Genomic DNA, 13477 nt, shown 5'->3' on the forward strand with positions numbered 1-13477 from the left:
ATTTACCTCCCAACAACCACGGCATATGACCGAACAAGTATGTGGTCTTTGTCAGAAAATAGTGAAGTCCAACCTTGAACCTTGTAGCAAAGCGTCACTTGATAGAGTGAGGCCTGGCGATCAAAGGAAGTAACGGGTGCCAAGGTCGCGGCCAATTCGTTTACTCTCTTTACTGGTTTACAGTTTGGATCATTTGCCCCCAGTGAAAAAGGTGTTGGGTTATCGTTACTTTCAAAAATTGATGTAAAACTACTACTTTCAAAATCACCCATAGTCCTTATCAGAGACTGGGATAATATCTTATGTACAGACTCAGCATCTTTTTCAACTAAGGTAGGAGATGTTTTATACAACTGAGTTCTTTCCTTAATAATATTTACAGCAGAATAAGAAAGCCGGTCTAACTTTCCTTTTACTGACTGCTTCGCCACTACATCAAACGTAAATGCCAATAAAAAGGATAAGGCAACGGCAACAATTGCAAATTCAACGGTAAATACACCGGAATGTCTAGTTAACGAATTCATCGCGCTCATACTCCTGTATGACAATGATTTCTCTTTTTAGTGCTACTGTTTTATTCGGATAAAAAACTCCAAATATCGGGTTATATTCGTAGCTCAGCTGGTAAACAGCTATTGGAGCCTGATAAGCTTTTAGTTCTGAATCTAAATTGCATTCCTCAGGTTCGTTGCAAGTTTTGTCCAAATCAACAATGTTTTTATAGTGAAAGTTTGTGAATTTAAACTTGCTTAAATCGACGAACCCTGACCAAAGTGAATTGTCATTATTAATTACTGATTTAAAAATTGGACCATAATTTATTTTTGTCGTATCTTTCTCGCTGGCTCCAGCCACAGCAGCCTTCGACTGCCTTGCCCCTTCAGAGATAGCGTAATCCACTAACGAGGAAACATATCCCATATAGCTAATTTCCATCCATGCGAAAAACATTAACAACAGCGGAAAGATTCCGATTGCTACCTCTATGCTGACAACACCATGTTCCTTTCTACGTTTCATGGCATTAATTCCTCTGTCATACTCGAAGCTTGCAAAGCAGCGTATAGTTTGTACCTGCTTTCCCGGTTTTTCTCATTTTTCACAATCATCGAAAAGTAATCCGGCTTGCCTGCTTTTACTGCGGCAATGGCGAGATTAGCTTTTATAGTGTCATCTGCCAGACCATTGACATACAGCGGCATCAGGCGGTCAATCGCCAATTCAAATTGCCCGGTCATGATATCTACAACCGCAAGATTGTTTTTTACTGCAGTGTCATCAAACATAAACATTCTCGCCATTTCGAATGCATGCCTGGCTTTTTCGAATTCACCTAATGATGCGTAATTAAGGCCACGAAGGTTGTGTGTCTCACCAGCCTGCTCAGCCACGGATGAAATGGCGTCGGTAAGTAATAAAGACTCGTTAAATGCCTTCTGTTTGTGCAACACTTTTGCCAAAAGCAATGTACACCCGGTATTACAACGTTGTTCCTCTTTAAGGAATTCAGCGTGATATTTTGCCGATTCATAGTCTTTTGACACGAAATAGCTGTTTGCCAATTTTAAGCGCGTTTCCGGGTTATCCGCTTTTAGCAATCGGGACTTGTACAATGCAATCAAACCCTGATTGTTTCCAGCACTTTGCATTAGGGCCTCTTCCCGGTCTTCCACTGATTCACCGACAACCGTATGGGAAGCACTCTGGCAACCAAATAGAAAGACACTTAGTAAAAACCATTTAAAGTATGCCATTTGCCATCATCCTCATAATGCCGGGCGCAGTAATCAAAATGACGATTGGCATCATGATAAAAAGAATCAGTGGAACCGACATTTTGGCGGACAACTTCCCCACTTTTTCTTCCAGTGCCAATATCTGGATATCCCGTATATCCTTCGCCAGTGTGGAAAGTACCTGGTAAATAGACGTACCGTATTGAAGGCTCTGGTTCAGCGTATTAACAAAGCTGCGCATTTCGTTGGTTGGTACCCTGGTGAGGAGTTCATTAAGTGCCTTTTCCAACCCCACCACTTTTGCCCTGTCATTGGTTTTTTTTAGAAGATGGGCAATATCCCTGTCAAAACTGGCCATTTCTGTAGCCAGATAATGAATAGATGCTTCTATACTCATTCCGCTTTGCACACAGACCGCCATCAGGTCCAGAAGGTATGGCAACCGTTGGGAAATGGCATATGCCAGTGCTTTTTTCCTGATATCCAGCAAGATTTCAGGGCCAAACACGACAACCAAAGTTATACTGGCAATCGCCACGATTTTCATCCTGGTTTCTTCCAGCCCTAAACTGTCTCCGGTAAATAGAACAATTACTGTTGCAATTGCAAACAGGCTCAGTTTTATTGGCATGTAATAGGTTGCGATAACTGAGTTATAGAAACCTGCCGCCTGCATCTTTTGGTTTATTTCTTCTTTATTGAAGGTCAGCTTGCTTTCAGACCATTCAAGGAACTTTTCTTTCCATGTCAGGTTCCGGTCACTATCTTTGGTCACATAGTGTTTAATGGTTATTTCATGCCTGAACCGGTTAAAAAGCATGGTCACACCCCATGCAAGCACGCAGGAGAAAAGCGTCGCAATGATGACCGTAAGTGAAAGTTCTAATGTTGGCAGTATCATGATTTCACCTTCCGCATCAGGAAATAGATAATTCCCATACCAATGGCTTCACTGGCCAGCACGTAGTAAAGAAGTTGCTGACCAGCAGAATCATTGAAGATGTAGGAGAAATTTTCCGGGCTGATATATTTCAGCAATAACAGAAAAGCAAAAGGGATCGCACAGACAATCTTGGCTGACATTCTGGCTTCCGACGTCATAGCCAGTTTCTTCTTTTCAATTGCCCGAGCATCAAACATCAGCCGGTTTAAACGGGTAATCACCTCTTTCAGCTGCCCACCCCGGCTAATATTTGCCCGGAGCGTAATAGCAAAAAACACAAATTCTGGGTAAGGCAGCCGCAGGCATGCCCGTCGCAACACCTCATCCGGTGACTCCCCTATTTGCAAGCGCTCTCCCATAAATTTAAATTCACGGCCGACAATGTTATCGAGTGACTTGCCAACAAAAATAATCGCATGCATCAGGCTTTCACCGGCAGTAACAGCACTCGCCAACATATTGAGTGAATCAGGGAAACTCTCTTCAAAGGCTTTCCTCGCCATACCATTGAGGATTTTAAGACCCAACATGGCAGTGACAGGTACAGCAAACAAGGTAACCAACATGGCTTGTTGAGGGATAACCTGCAGCGCCCCAAAAGCGGCTCCCGCGGTTCCCAACGTGAAGAAAATTGCCATTTTCAACACCGCATTCTCACCAAGAATTGAGGACGCGTTGTAGAAGTAACTCCAGATTCTACTGGCAAGAGAGACGTTACCCAGTGATTTGAGGTCTACGGCGCTGGTATCTACGACCCCGATTTTTTCAGATACCTCTACCAACGCGGAAAGGTGGTCGACCCGCTTCCTGTTGACGCTCAAACGGGATAACACCAGCAACGCACCGGCTGCTATCAGAATCAATGCCACCATGGTTTTCATTCTGGCCTCCTGAAGATATTGGAGACTTCATTGCTGTAACCATAAAAACCGGCTTTCTCCACCAGCACAGAACGCTGCATCAATCCGGCGGTTTCATAGACCCCTTCAATTTTTCCTTCATGGGCGTGACCAGTGGAACGGAAACGGAAAATTTCCTCCATTACAACGCTGTCCCCTTCCAGGCCGATCACCTCACTGATGTTGGTCACTCTTCGGGTTCCGTCATGAAGGCGGCTGACCTGCACCACCAGGTCAATGGCGCTGACAATGGAACGGCGGATCGCTTCCAGAGGCAGAGAGGCTGTTGCCATCATCACCATGCTCTCGATACGGGAAATTGCATCCCGGGGCGAGTTGGCGTGAGTGGTGGTCATGGAACCGTCGTGCCCGGTGTTCATTGCCTGAAGCATTTCAAACGCTTCTGCACCACGGCACTCACCGACAATGATTCTGTCCGGGCGCATACGCAGGCTGTTAATGACCAGTTCCCGCTGCCCGATAGCTCCCGAGCCTTCAATACTTGCTACACGGGTTTCGAGCCGGACAACATGAGGCTGTTGCAATTGAAGCTCTGCCGCATCTTCAATGGTGATGATTCGTTCCCGTTCGGAAACGTAATTGGACAGCGCATTCAGCAAGGTGGTTTTACCGGAGCCCGTACCGCCGGAAATAACAATGTTTAACCGGCAGCGTGCAGCTATACCCAGCAGTTTTGCCATTTCCGGGCTCATTGCCCCTTTACTGGCCAGGTCTTCTAACCGCATTTTCTGCTGACGGAATTTCCGGATAGAAATAGAGGTACCGTCAATAGCCAAAGGAGGGATGACAATATTAACCCGGCTGCCGTCTTCCAAACGCGCATCACAAAGCGGAACCGATTCGTCTACGCGACGACCAACACGGGCTGCTATACGTTTTGCGGCGTCCAGCAACTGTTGTTCGTCAACAAACTGGATGTCCGATTTATCCACCAACCCATTGCGTTCAATATAAATACAGTCTGGGCCGTTCACCATGATGTCAGAAATAGATTCATCTTCCATCAGCGGCTGAATCGGGCCTAAACCGGTAAGTTCATCACAGAGATTTTTGACAATATCCGCTTTGATTAGCGACGGGACCGGGATCCTGTCCTTACTGATAATGACTTCCACAGCATTGCTGATTTGTTCACTCAGTTGCTGTTTGGTCAACTTATCCAGAACTTCTGCATCAATAACGTCGAAGATCCGCTTCCGCATACTGCGGTAGATTTCTTTGCCGGTCATCATTCTGCTTCTCCTTTTCTCCGGCTCTCAACGGGTTATTTGCCAGACAGCAGTTTTCTGATCCAATTGGATTCGATTTGAGTTGACTCCCCCGTAATCAAACCCGCCAATCTGGACAGTTCTTGGGAAATGCGACCATGCTTCTGGTACATATGCTCTCCCTGAAGAATGGTGTTGTTGAGACTGGGATAGTATGGAAGCGTGACATCCGGCTTCCGGCCAAGGTACTTGGTGATTTCTTCTACGGAGACCGAGGCGGTTTTCTCCGGGCGGGTATAGTTCATGACAACCAGCAACCGCACCGCTTTATCCGGGTATTCCCGGCGGATTTTTACGATTTCATTGACGTAATGGGTGGTTTTACGCAACGCTGAAACAGTGGCATCCATTACCAGAACGATGCAGTCGAAATTCTTGCAAAGCCAATCCGGCGAAAGGCGGAACGCTACTGAAGCAGAAAGATCTTCCAGGACAAAATGGGTCTCACGGGCAACCAGATCGACAACACTCTCAGTAAGATCCCTAATTTCCAGATCATTTTCCCCGTCACTTTCCAGCGCCAGGTAATCCAGCCTGTCCTCAACTTTGGTTAACAACGACCAAGCGGCATCACTGTCTAAAGTCGCCATAATGGTTCCCGGCTGTAAGCGCCGTTTTTTCAGATCCCGCTTACCCAGCATCACATCGAGGTTTCCCCCGTCGTAGTTGTGATTAACCAATACACAGGAGGACTTTTTCATATCCGCCAGTGCAAAAGCCACTTCGGCAGAGATCATGGAATTTCCCACACCGCCTTTACACCCGACAATCGCTACATGTTTGGCTTTTCTTTTCTGGCCGACCCCACGCTTTGACTGCCGGTTATGCGTGACGTTGGTAACGAACTCCATTAATTCCTGTTTGGAAAAAGGCCAGTACATGTAATAAAAGCCAAGCTCCCGCAACTGACGCAAGGTAGAAATGGAATCTTCCATACCCACAACAATGACGGAAGAAGTACTCGGAAGCATGTGGTTCACTGACTTGGCATCTTTCACCACATTTGAGCTCTGGGTCAGTTCCAGCAAAACAATGTCAGTTTCCTGGCTGGCAAAGAATTTACTGATGGCTTCTGCGCTGTATTCGGCAACTGCCGGGTCATCGAAACCTTCAAACCGGAACGCTTCAATCGCCAGGTTGGCAAAGTCCTGGTTCCGGTAAAAAAGCACCGAATTCAGGGATTGTTCTTTTTTTGCCGTGGGCTCTTCTTTACGTAGAAGTTCTGATAGATCAAACATGTTGCCTCCTACTGAACCTGTTCGGCATATTTGCCATATTTGGCAGCCGCATCCGGGTGAGTCATGCTTTTCCAGCGCATTTCTTCGATTTCACAGCCAAGCTGAGTGACGGGTTCAAACTCTGCGATGGCTATACCTCTTTTGGGGCAAGGTTTGGCCTTAACCTGATGAGTCCGGGTTTCAATGACCAACACCGTGTCAAACTCCGTGCCTTGTTGGAGGGTAATCTGCCGGTTATCTGCCCCGAGTTTCAGCAGTCTGGAGCGCGCTTTGTGTGCCAAAGTTTTGCCTTTCGGGGTATCCCAGTAAATCATCACGGGATAGGTCAGCAACGATGACTTTTCACTTTCCAACAGACGGTAAACCTCAGCTGGCGTTGCCTGATCCGATGTCACTACCCATTGTTGTTTTACCTCGGTGACTGTCAGTTCTGGGCCGTAAAACTGATGGGTGCAACCAACCATGACAACAAAGGCTGCAGTCAAAATGAGCGTTTTCATTCTTTAAACCCTCCTTCAGCCAGAATGCTTTCTGCTTGCTTGCGTGTGTCCGGGTCCGTATCGGGTGGCAACGCAAACCAGCGGTTTAAAATTGACGTCCGTTTCATGCCGGGCAGGCGTACGTCGCTGGATGCAATCGGCTCAACCAGATTGACGGTGGCGACAATCAGCAGTTCTGTGTTTCTGCGCTCTGACTGGGTATGTCTGAACAGGCTGCCAAGGATTGGCACATCACCAATAAACGGGATTTTGGCGAGGGCTTCTTTTTCTTCTGAGCTCAGCAAACCACCGAGAATAAAGCTCTCCCCGTCACCCAATTCCACGGTTGTACGCGCCCGGCGGGTTTTAAAGGCCGGAATCTCCAACAATTCAGAACGGTACTGTTCATCCAGCGAGGAGACTTCTGGCATCAGGGCAAGGCGAATTTTGTCGTCAGTCAGCACTTTGGCTGCAACCTCCAGGCTCACACCGAACTCTTTATAGGTAATCTGGTATGCGTTGTCATAGAAGGTCACAATTGGCAGTTCACCACCCACTAAAAAGCTGGCAGTTTCACCGGAGATAACCGACAGGTTCGGCTCCGCCAACACCTGACCGACATTGTCGTCATTAATAGCTGAAATAAACGCAGCAATATCGCTGGCGCTGATATCACGTACGTAGTCGAAGAACTGACCGTTTCCGCTGAACTGGCCGTCCCCTAACATGGACCCCCACTTCACGCCCAGTTGTTCCATATAGGCGGTAGACACTTCGGCCACAGAGAGCTTTACATTGACCTGTTTGGTCACAGCCACTTCCAGGTTGTCTACGATGCCTTCGTATTCACGCCGAGTAAGGAAGTGGACATCAATCTGTTCAGCATTGTCTCCACTGCCCTGCAGGGTGAACGTGGTTTCTTTGGCTGACTTCCCGAGAAGCCCACCTACCAGGTTATAAATACCATCGCGCATCTCTTCTGAAGGAACCGATCCGGTCAGCAGCACCTGGTCACCAAGGTTGCTGACAGAAACCGATACATCCGGGTAACGCAGTGCGATTTGCTGCTGGATATAGGTCAGGCTTTTGTTAATCACCAGTTTGTAATTGGCCAGAGGTTGCCCTTCCTCGTCGTACACAATCAACGATGTGGTACCGACTTTTTTCCCGAATACGACAATTTTGTTTTCGCTAATCACCTGGTAGTCAGCGATATCCGGGTTGCTGACAAATACCGTCGTCACTGGCTGGTTAAATGAAAGTGGCCGGGCTTCATCGGTTCCAATATTTAATAGTGCCCCATACGCACTTGTTGAAAAGAGCAGAACAAGTGCAATACAAAGCGAACAAAAACGGGTTTTGTCCATGACGGTGTCTCCAAATAGTCAGATGTCTCTTGGCCGCTTCGCACCGCGAAGTTCATTGACGGTGTGGTAGCCGGAAAGGACATCCCGCGTCACCGCCCTGCTCTCACTGGCTTGCTTCAACCCCGATGACTTAAACACCTCGATTTCACCCACCCGTTTGGCGATCAGCATACGCGCGACGTCCTCCCGGGAAAGCTCGACAAACAGCGTGGCTGAACTCACTTCTTGCGACCCTTCTTCAACGGCGGATTGCTTGACGGAAAGAAGGCGCTTGTAGGAAAGAAGTGGCGCGACTTCGAGGCTTTTAAAGGCATGGCTGATACCTTCTTCCACCACGTTCTGGCTGGAAGAGGTCAGAATCACCAGATCCACGTAATCACCCGGAGAGAGGTTGGAAAGCATGGCTGCCGGGTCTTTGATTTCCAACGGATAGGCAACCTGCTCAGGCTGGATGATGGCATCGATATAGCCGGGATCTTCCTGGGTCAGGAAGTCTTGGGGAAACACAGCCTTGCCTGTATCAATATCCGCAGCCGCTATAGCATCCAGCGCCAGTGCAATATCAGTAGACTCCGTCACACCCAATTCGGCTGCTTTGGAAGCCGGTAAGGTCACGCGTTTTATATCCTGCCGTTTGACAAAGCCGGCTTTTTCCATTGGCCGTGCTGCTACCCAAAATGTCACTGTGGGCTCAGCCGGTGGTGCCGCTACCACGGCCTGCGGCGTATCACTCTCGGAGGTTAAAATCAGCACCCCAGAGAAAATCACCGCAAAGGCAAAGAGAAAGACAATTTTCGAGTTCATGGTTCACCCCTGCATTGAGAGGAAGATAAATAATGGCGCCGGCAGGGAAATGGCAGGTATCAATGGTATGCCTCTCTCTCTGTATGCGCACTTTCGCTCTTTTGTACAAATCAGGTACCCCAATAACCAAATCACTAATGTGATATTTACTGCCACAAAAATAGAAACGCCGTACAACAACCAATATTCCTGATGTATCCCAAGCATCAATATAGCGAGGATTTTGCTGTCTGCTCCGCCTAAAACATTCAATTTAGATAAAAAGATCCCAATCACTAAAATAATGACAAAAACAGCAAGATTAATAAGGAGCGGGGACTGTATGAATAAAAATAGACCGGTCCCCACACCTAAAATAAAAGGCAACTTTCCGATCTTCCTTACAACAACATCTTGGATAGAGCTTGTTATAATGAAGATGAATAAAATTATCATTTAAGTACCGGGTTTCGGATCAAAAGCGCCCAGTTGAGTGGTCACCTTACCAATTGCTCCCACAAGAGCATCATATAATGGTGAGCCTGCTTTCGAACCAAATGCAGCAATTACGATAGCCGTGACAGCCACTGCAATAACCGCATATTCAATTGCGGTGACACCGCGGTTATCTGAAGCGTAGTTTTCAAGTGCCAGACGGGTTTTGATCCAGGCTTTCAAAAGTAAATCGCACATAATGTTTCCCTCACACAGTAAACAGGTTTATCAACTTGGCCGGGTTATCCCGTGCCGCAGTAGAATAGTTGCTCCAATCCCCGTCAAAAAAAAGGCGCTTTCTATGATATTGTCGTGAAATCTGACGCAATAGATAACTCTATGTTTTTATTTACATCTCCTGTGCAGATTTCACTTTTTCACTTTTCGTTTTATTTTTATTCTTCGGCTCTGCATCCGATTTTATTTGCCCGGATATAAAATGAGGCATATTATTTCTTTGCATCACAATAATATTACATATTTAATCTCATAAAGAGGTTCACCATGGGAAGCGAATCTGATATTACGTCGCGTCTCGAAGGCAAAATAAAACTGGGTGATGTCGAGTTTAATTATTATTCATTACGCTTATGCCGACACAACGAAATATTTAACCTTCGAAAAAGAGAGGCGGATTTTCTGCGTTGCTTAATACAGAAATATCCGGATGTGACAACAAGGAAAGAGCTGGAAGAGCAGATATGGGGTGGAACCTATGTCAGTGACCCCACTATTAACCAAACTGTCAAAAATACCCGACAGGCTTTGGGAGACAAAGACAAGACGTTAATTAAAACCATTTCAAAGGTTGGCTACCAACTTACTGTCGCCCCCCAGTTCTTGGCACTTGAATCTATTGCTACGGTAAATGATGAGGCTGATTACAAATCCTACCCTCATCCTGTTTCTAACGCTGAAATTCAGGATGACATTAAACAGCGACAGGAAGTAGAAAGAAAACGGAAACGGCGACTTAGGGAATGGATGGGGATTTTCACACTAACCCTTTCCGTCACGGCACTGATTTATATTGTCTACAAAGAGTTCTTCGCCGGGGAAGCAGCCGTAAATTATGGGGAGAATATGATTGAGGTGATGCAGCAGCCCTACTCGCTGGGCAAAGAAGTGGTGATATACCGGACACATGAGAATGTTGCGCTTATTTGTGTCCGGCACCAAACCAAACCGCGGGTGTTGGAGTGCCATGAGGCAGCCCTGTAAACACCCGCGTTGTGTGGCGTCAGATTATAGGCCGTCAGTTAGACGGCTGACGCCCTTACCCGCTCAATACGGTTTCCTTTAATGGTCGCCACTTCAAAACGCCAATTGCCCCACTCAGTAATTTCCCCTGGGTTGGGCAGTTTACCTTCCACCCATTGCAGCATACCGTTAAGGGTGTGGTATTTAGCCGTGGTTTCGTCCGGCAGATCTGACAGTCCAAGGCGGTCTTTCAGTTCGGAGATTGGAATCAGCGCATCCAGCAACCAGCTTCCATCTTCCTGTTCAGTCGCCCAAAGCTGGCGCGGGTCTGGCGTAACCAGTTCACCGGTCATGGCTTCGAACAGATCATAGATAGTCACTAGCCCCTGAATATCACCATATTCATCCACCACAAAGACCATCTCGGTACCTGAACGTTGTAAGTACTGCAGCAATTCAAGGCCACTCATGGACTCCGGCACATAAACCGGCGGTTTGATAGCACGGGCAATTTTCTCGGTATCCAGCTGAGAGGTGTACCTCAACAGCGACTTGGCAGACACCGTACCCAACATATCCGAATAACCGCCCCGTACAACCGGGAACACGGTGTGCGCGGCATGTCGGATCTGTTTAATCTGGACATCTAATGGCTCCTCAAGGTTGAGAAGCTCAATATCTGCACGCGGCGTCATCAGAGAACTGACCGTCCGGTCCGCAAGCCTAAAGACGTTGCGGACAATGTCATGTTCCTGACGTTCTATCACGCCGGTTTCAGAACCTTCCACAATCACCGCATGAATATCTTCTTCTGTCAGCGTCGCTTCGATCTCATCGGTTTTAACACCCATTGTGCGCAATGAGCCGTTAGTAGATACGGTCAGCAGGAAAACGAACGGCTTGGCAATTTTCGACAGCAGATTTACCGGGCGAGCAATCAGCAGGGACGCACGTTCAGCATGTGCCTGCGCAAGGCGTTTGGGGACAAGTTCACCCACCACGATGGAGAAATAGGTAATAAGTACAACCACACAGGCAGAAGAAAACACGCTGGCTGTCTTTGCATCCATACCCTGCTCTACCAGCCAGACAGCAAACGGTGCAGACAGCACAGCCTCACCGACGATACCGTTCAGGATACCGATGGCAGTGATACCAATCTGGATGGTGGAAAGAAAGACCGTGGGGTTGTTTTTAAGCTCAAGGGCTGTCTTTGCAGATTTGTCCCCTTTGTCAGCTAAACTCTGGAGACGGTTGGCTTTTGCAGAAACCAGGGCAATTTCAGACATGGCGAAAATACCGTTGATAACGATGAGTAACGCCAATAAAGCGATGTCCATGTAGGTTTAATATCCTCTTTATCTAAACACGCGCTAAGCATACCATTTTTTCATCAAAAGTAATGGAAATTGAGAGCACTCATTTCATTGAAATATAAATAAATACCATGCCGACATAGTCACCATTCATCATGTGAATATTACTCACCAAAAAGAGACATCTCATTTAAATTGACTACGATCATTACACATATGCAACAATGAGCTAAGATGATTAAACGTCCTTCATCCAGGGAACGGAGGAAAATGTGGTCAGGTACTATCGCTACTCGAAGATTTTTTGCAATGGCCCAGTCACACTCAGCCAAGACGACAAGTGCTGGAGCAGCCAAATCAAAGATTTTTCCCTTAATGGACTGGTAATTAAAAAGCCTGTGGATTGGGATGATGAATGCGACTCTGACTTTGTAGCCATACTCCAGTTGGCAGGTGCAGGCAGAGATTTCACACTAGAGCTGGATTTAATCCAAGAAAGTAAAAACAGCTTATGTTTCCATATTAATCATATCGATATGGAAAATGCCGCCTATTTGGAGTTGCTGTCAGACAAAAATGTCGGGCACAGCTTTCTTCTGCGCCGGACGCCTGAACAGCTGCACCACAGGGATATAAACCCCCACCATTCCAAACAGTAAAGGGGAGCTGAAACTCCCCTTTATCTTTACAACAACACGACTCCGTGTTCCTCACAGGCCTTCATCATTTCATCCGGCCAGATAGAGGACTGCACTTCGCCAATATGGGCTTTTTGCAGGAAGAACATACAAATACGGGACTGACCGATACCGCCGCCAATTGTGTACGGCAGACTCTTATTCAAAATGGCTTTATGGAACGGAAACTCGGCACGGTCAGTGCAGCCGGAAATATCGAGCTGTGCTGCCAGCGACTTTTCACACACCCGGATACCCATTGAAGAAAGTTCCAGCGCATTCCCCAATACCGGGTTCCAGAACAGCAGGTCTCCGTTCAGGTTCCAGTCATCGTAGTCAGGTGCACGACCGTCATGCTTTTCACCATGTGAAAGAACGTGGCCGATGTTCTGGATAAATACTGCTCCGTGTTCCTTACAGATGGCATCTTCACGCTGTTTCGGCGTCAGGTCCGGGTATTTCTGCAAGAGCTCTTCTGAGGTAATAAAGGTTACCTTTTCTGGCAGACGCTTTTTCAGTACCGGATATTCCTGGGAAATAAAGTTCTCAGTCTTGAGGAATGCGTTGTAGATCTTTTCTACCGTGGTATGCAGGTACGACTCGGTACGCATTTCTTTTTTCAGGACTTTTTCCCAGTCCCACTGATCCACATAGATCGAGTGGATGTTATCCAACTCTTCATCGCGGCGGATCGCGTTCATGTCCGTATAAAGGCCTTCATCAATTTCAAAGCCGTAACGGCCCAGCGCCATACGCTTCCATTTGGCAAGGGAGTGCACAACTTCTACTTCGGCATTGTTATCGTCAAGCAGGTCGAAAGCAACCGGGCGCTCAGTACCGTTCAGGTTATCGTTCAAGCCGGTTTCTGGTTTGACAAAAAGAGGGGCTGATACGCGAGTAAGGTACAGTTCGTAGGCGAGCGCGTATTCGAAGTAATCCTTGAGTTTTTTAATCGCAACTTCCGTGTCACGAAGGCCCAGAAGTGGGCGGTAATCAGCTGGCAATGTGAGCTTCATAAAATACCTTTTACAAAATCCATAATTTTTATGCGG

General features: G+C 47.1%; 16 protein-coding genes. 2 read left to right on the forward strand and 14 right to left on the reverse strand.

The window, feature by feature from the left end; genetic code table 11:
* Nucleotides 1-2 precede the first annotated feature (2 nt).
* From tadF to NF212_RS09870, 12 genes are read right to left on the reverse strand one after another with little or no spacing between them, the layout of a single operon-like run.
* Entirely contained in the window at nt 3-527 is a 525-nt protein-coding gene (tadF, locus tag NF212_RS09815) for a tight adherence pilus pseudopilin TadF (RefSeq protein ID WP_434355094.1), read from the reverse strand.
* The gene (locus NF212_RS09820; protein ID WP_434355096.1) at nt 511-1023 is read right to left on the reverse strand and encodes a TadE/TadG family type IV pilus assembly protein; all 513 of its coding nucleotides are present in this window, start codon (nt 1021-1023) and stop codon (nt 511-513) included. Before NF212_RS09820 ends, tadF begins: the two co-directional genes overlap by 17 nt.
* A complete protein-coding gene (locus NF212_RS09825) occupies nt 1020-1757 on the reverse strand; it encodes a tetratricopeptide repeat protein (RefSeq protein WP_434355098.1) in 738 nt (245 codons plus the stop codon). Before NF212_RS09825 ends, NF212_RS09820 begins: the two co-directional genes overlap by 4 nt.
* On the reverse strand, nt 1744-2640 hold the full coding sequence (locus NF212_RS09830; RefSeq protein WP_434355100.1) for a type II secretion system F family protein: 897 nt from the start codon (nt 2638-2640) through the stop codon (nt 1744-1746). The genes NF212_RS09825 and NF212_RS09830 overlap by 14 nt, the downstream gene beginning before the upstream one ends.
* On the reverse strand, nt 2637-3563 hold the full coding sequence (locus NF212_RS09835; RefSeq protein ID WP_434355102.1) for a type II secretion system F family protein: 927 nt from the start codon (nt 3561-3563) through the stop codon (nt 2637-2639). The genes NF212_RS09830 and NF212_RS09835 overlap by 4 nt, the downstream gene beginning before the upstream one ends.
* A complete protein-coding gene (locus NF212_RS09840; protein ID WP_434355104.1) occupies nt 3560-4834 on the reverse strand; it encodes a CpaF family protein in 1275 nt (424 codons plus the stop codon). Before NF212_RS09840 ends, NF212_RS09835 begins: the two co-directional genes overlap by 4 nt.
* Nucleotides 4835-4866: 32 nt before the next feature.
* Nucleotides 4867-6108, reverse strand: a complete 1242-nt coding sequence (locus NF212_RS09845) for an AAA family ATPase (protein WP_434355106.1) — start codon at nt 6106-6108, stop codon at nt 4867-4869.
* An 8-nt stretch (nt 6109-6116) separates the two neighbouring features.
* Nucleotides 6117-6608 (reverse strand): hypothetical protein, encoded by a 492-nt coding sequence (locus tag NF212_RS09850; RefSeq protein ID WP_434355108.1) that lies wholly within the window; start codon nt 6606-6608, stop codon nt 6117-6119.
* A complete protein-coding gene (locus tag NF212_RS09855) occupies nt 6605-7954 on the reverse strand; it encodes a type II and III secretion system protein family protein (protein WP_434355110.1) in 1350 nt (449 codons plus the stop codon). The genes NF212_RS09850 and NF212_RS09855 overlap by 4 nt, the downstream gene beginning before the upstream one ends.
* Before the next feature lie 18 nt (nt 7955-7972).
* Nucleotides 7973-8758, reverse strand: coding sequence for a Flp pilus assembly protein CpaB (gene cpaB / locus NF212_RS09860; RefSeq protein ID WP_434355112.1), 786 nt, complete (start codon nt 8756-8758; stop codon nt 7973-7975).
* A 3-nt stretch (nt 8759-8761) separates the two neighbouring features.
* Complete coding sequence (locus tag NF212_RS09865; protein ID WP_434355114.1) at nt 8762-9193, reverse strand: hypothetical protein; 432 nt, start codon at nt 9191-9193, stop codon at nt 8762-8764.
* Nucleotides 9194-9430, reverse strand: coding sequence for a Flp family type IVb pilin (locus NF212_RS09870; RefSeq protein WP_434355116.1), 237 nt, complete (start codon nt 9428-9430; stop codon nt 9194-9196).
* A gap of 306 nt (nt 9431-9736) precedes the next feature.
* On the opposite strand from NF212_RS09870, the gene NF212_RS09875 reads away from it, so the two are divergent.
* Complete coding sequence (locus NF212_RS09875; RefSeq protein ID WP_434355118.1) at nt 9737-10453, forward strand: winged helix-turn-helix domain-containing protein; 717 nt, start codon at nt 9737-9739, stop codon at nt 10451-10453.
* A 38-nt stretch (nt 10454-10491) separates the two neighbouring features.
* Here the strand turns inward: NF212_RS09875 and NF212_RS09880 are convergent, their stop codons facing one another.
* The gene (locus tag NF212_RS09880) at nt 10492-11772 is read right to left on the reverse strand and encodes a hemolysin family protein (protein ID WP_434355120.1); all 1281 of its coding nucleotides are present in this window, start codon (nt 11770-11772) and stop codon (nt 10492-10494) included.
* 248 nt (nt 11773-12020) lie between these two features.
* Between NF212_RS09880 and NF212_RS09885 the strand changes: the two genes are divergently transcribed.
* A complete protein-coding gene (locus NF212_RS09885; RefSeq protein ID WP_434355122.1) occupies nt 12021-12407 on the forward strand; it encodes a PilZ domain-containing protein in 387 nt (128 codons plus the stop codon).
* A gap of 26 nt (nt 12408-12433) precedes the next feature.
* On the opposite strand, the gene asnA is transcribed toward NF212_RS09885, so the two are convergent.
* Nucleotides 12434-13441: an aspartate--ammonia ligase gene (gene asnA / locus NF212_RS09890; protein WP_434355124.1), complete on the reverse strand. Its 1008-nt coding sequence runs from the start codon at nt 13439-13441 to the stop codon at nt 12434-12436.
* Nucleotides 13442-13477 lie beyond the last annotated feature (36 nt).

Source organism: Parasalinivibrio latis, assembly GCF_036825535.1.
GTDB lineage: Bacteria > Pseudomonadota > Gammaproteobacteria > Enterobacterales > Vibrionaceae > Parasalinivibrio > Parasalinivibrio latis.

Bases quoted from the DNA above. Each gene is read 5' to 3' on its own strand.
- NF212_RS09845 (WP_434355106.1), bottom strand. From the start codon at position 6,108: ATGTTTGATCTATCAGAACTTCTACGTAAAGAAGAGCCCACGGCAAAA.
- NF212_RS09855 (WP_434355110.1), bottom strand. From the start codon at position 7,954: ATGGACAAAACCCGTTTTTGTTCGCTTTGTATTGCACTTGTTCTGCTC.
- asnA (WP_434355124.1), bottom strand. From the start codon at position 13,441: ATGAAGCTCACATTGCCAGCTGATTACCGCCCACTTCTGGGCCTTCGT.
- NF212_RS09835 (WP_434355102.1), bottom strand. From the start codon at position 3,563: ATGAAAACCATGGTGGCATTGATTCTGATAGCAGCCGGTGCGTTGCTG.
- NF212_RS09880 (WP_434355120.1), bottom strand. From the start codon at position 11,772: ATGGACATCGCTTTATTGGCGTTACTCATCGTTATCAACGGTATTTTC.
- NF212_RS09850 (WP_434355108.1), bottom strand. From the start codon at position 6,608: ATGAAAACGCTCATTTTGACTGCAGCCTTTGTTGTCATGGTTGGTTGC.
- NF212_RS09825 (WP_434355098.1), bottom strand. From the start codon at position 1,757: ATGGCATACTTTAAATGGTTTTTACTAAGTGTCTTTCTATTTGGTTGC.
- NF212_RS09865 (WP_434355114.1), bottom strand. From the start codon at position 9,193: ATGATAATTTTATTCATCTTCATTATAACAAGCTCTATCCAAGATGTT.
- cpaB (WP_434355112.1), bottom strand. From the start codon at position 8,758: ATGAACTCGAAAATTGTCTTTCTCTTTGCCTTTGCGGTGATTTTCTCT.
- NF212_RS09875 (WP_434355118.1), top strand. From the start codon at position 9,737: ATGGGAAGCGAATCTGATATTACGTCGCGTCTCGAAGGCAAAATAAAA.
- NF212_RS09820 (WP_434355096.1), bottom strand. From the start codon at position 1,023: ATGAAACGTAGAAAGGAACATGGTGTTGTCAGCATAGAGGTAGCAATC.
- tadF (WP_434355094.1), bottom strand. From the start codon at position 527: ATGAATTCGTTAACTAGACATTCCGGTGTATTTACCGTTGAATTTGCA.
- NF212_RS09870 (WP_434355116.1), bottom strand. From the start codon at position 9,430: ATGTGCGATTTACTTTTGAAAGCCTGGATCAAAACCCGTCTGGCACTT.
- NF212_RS09840 (WP_434355104.1), bottom strand. From the start codon at position 4,834: ATGATGACCGGCAAAGAAATCTACCGCAGTATGCGGAAGCGGATCTTC.
- NF212_RS09830 (WP_434355100.1), bottom strand. From the start codon at position 2,640: ATGATACTGCCAACATTAGAACTTTCACTTACGGTCATCATTGCGACG.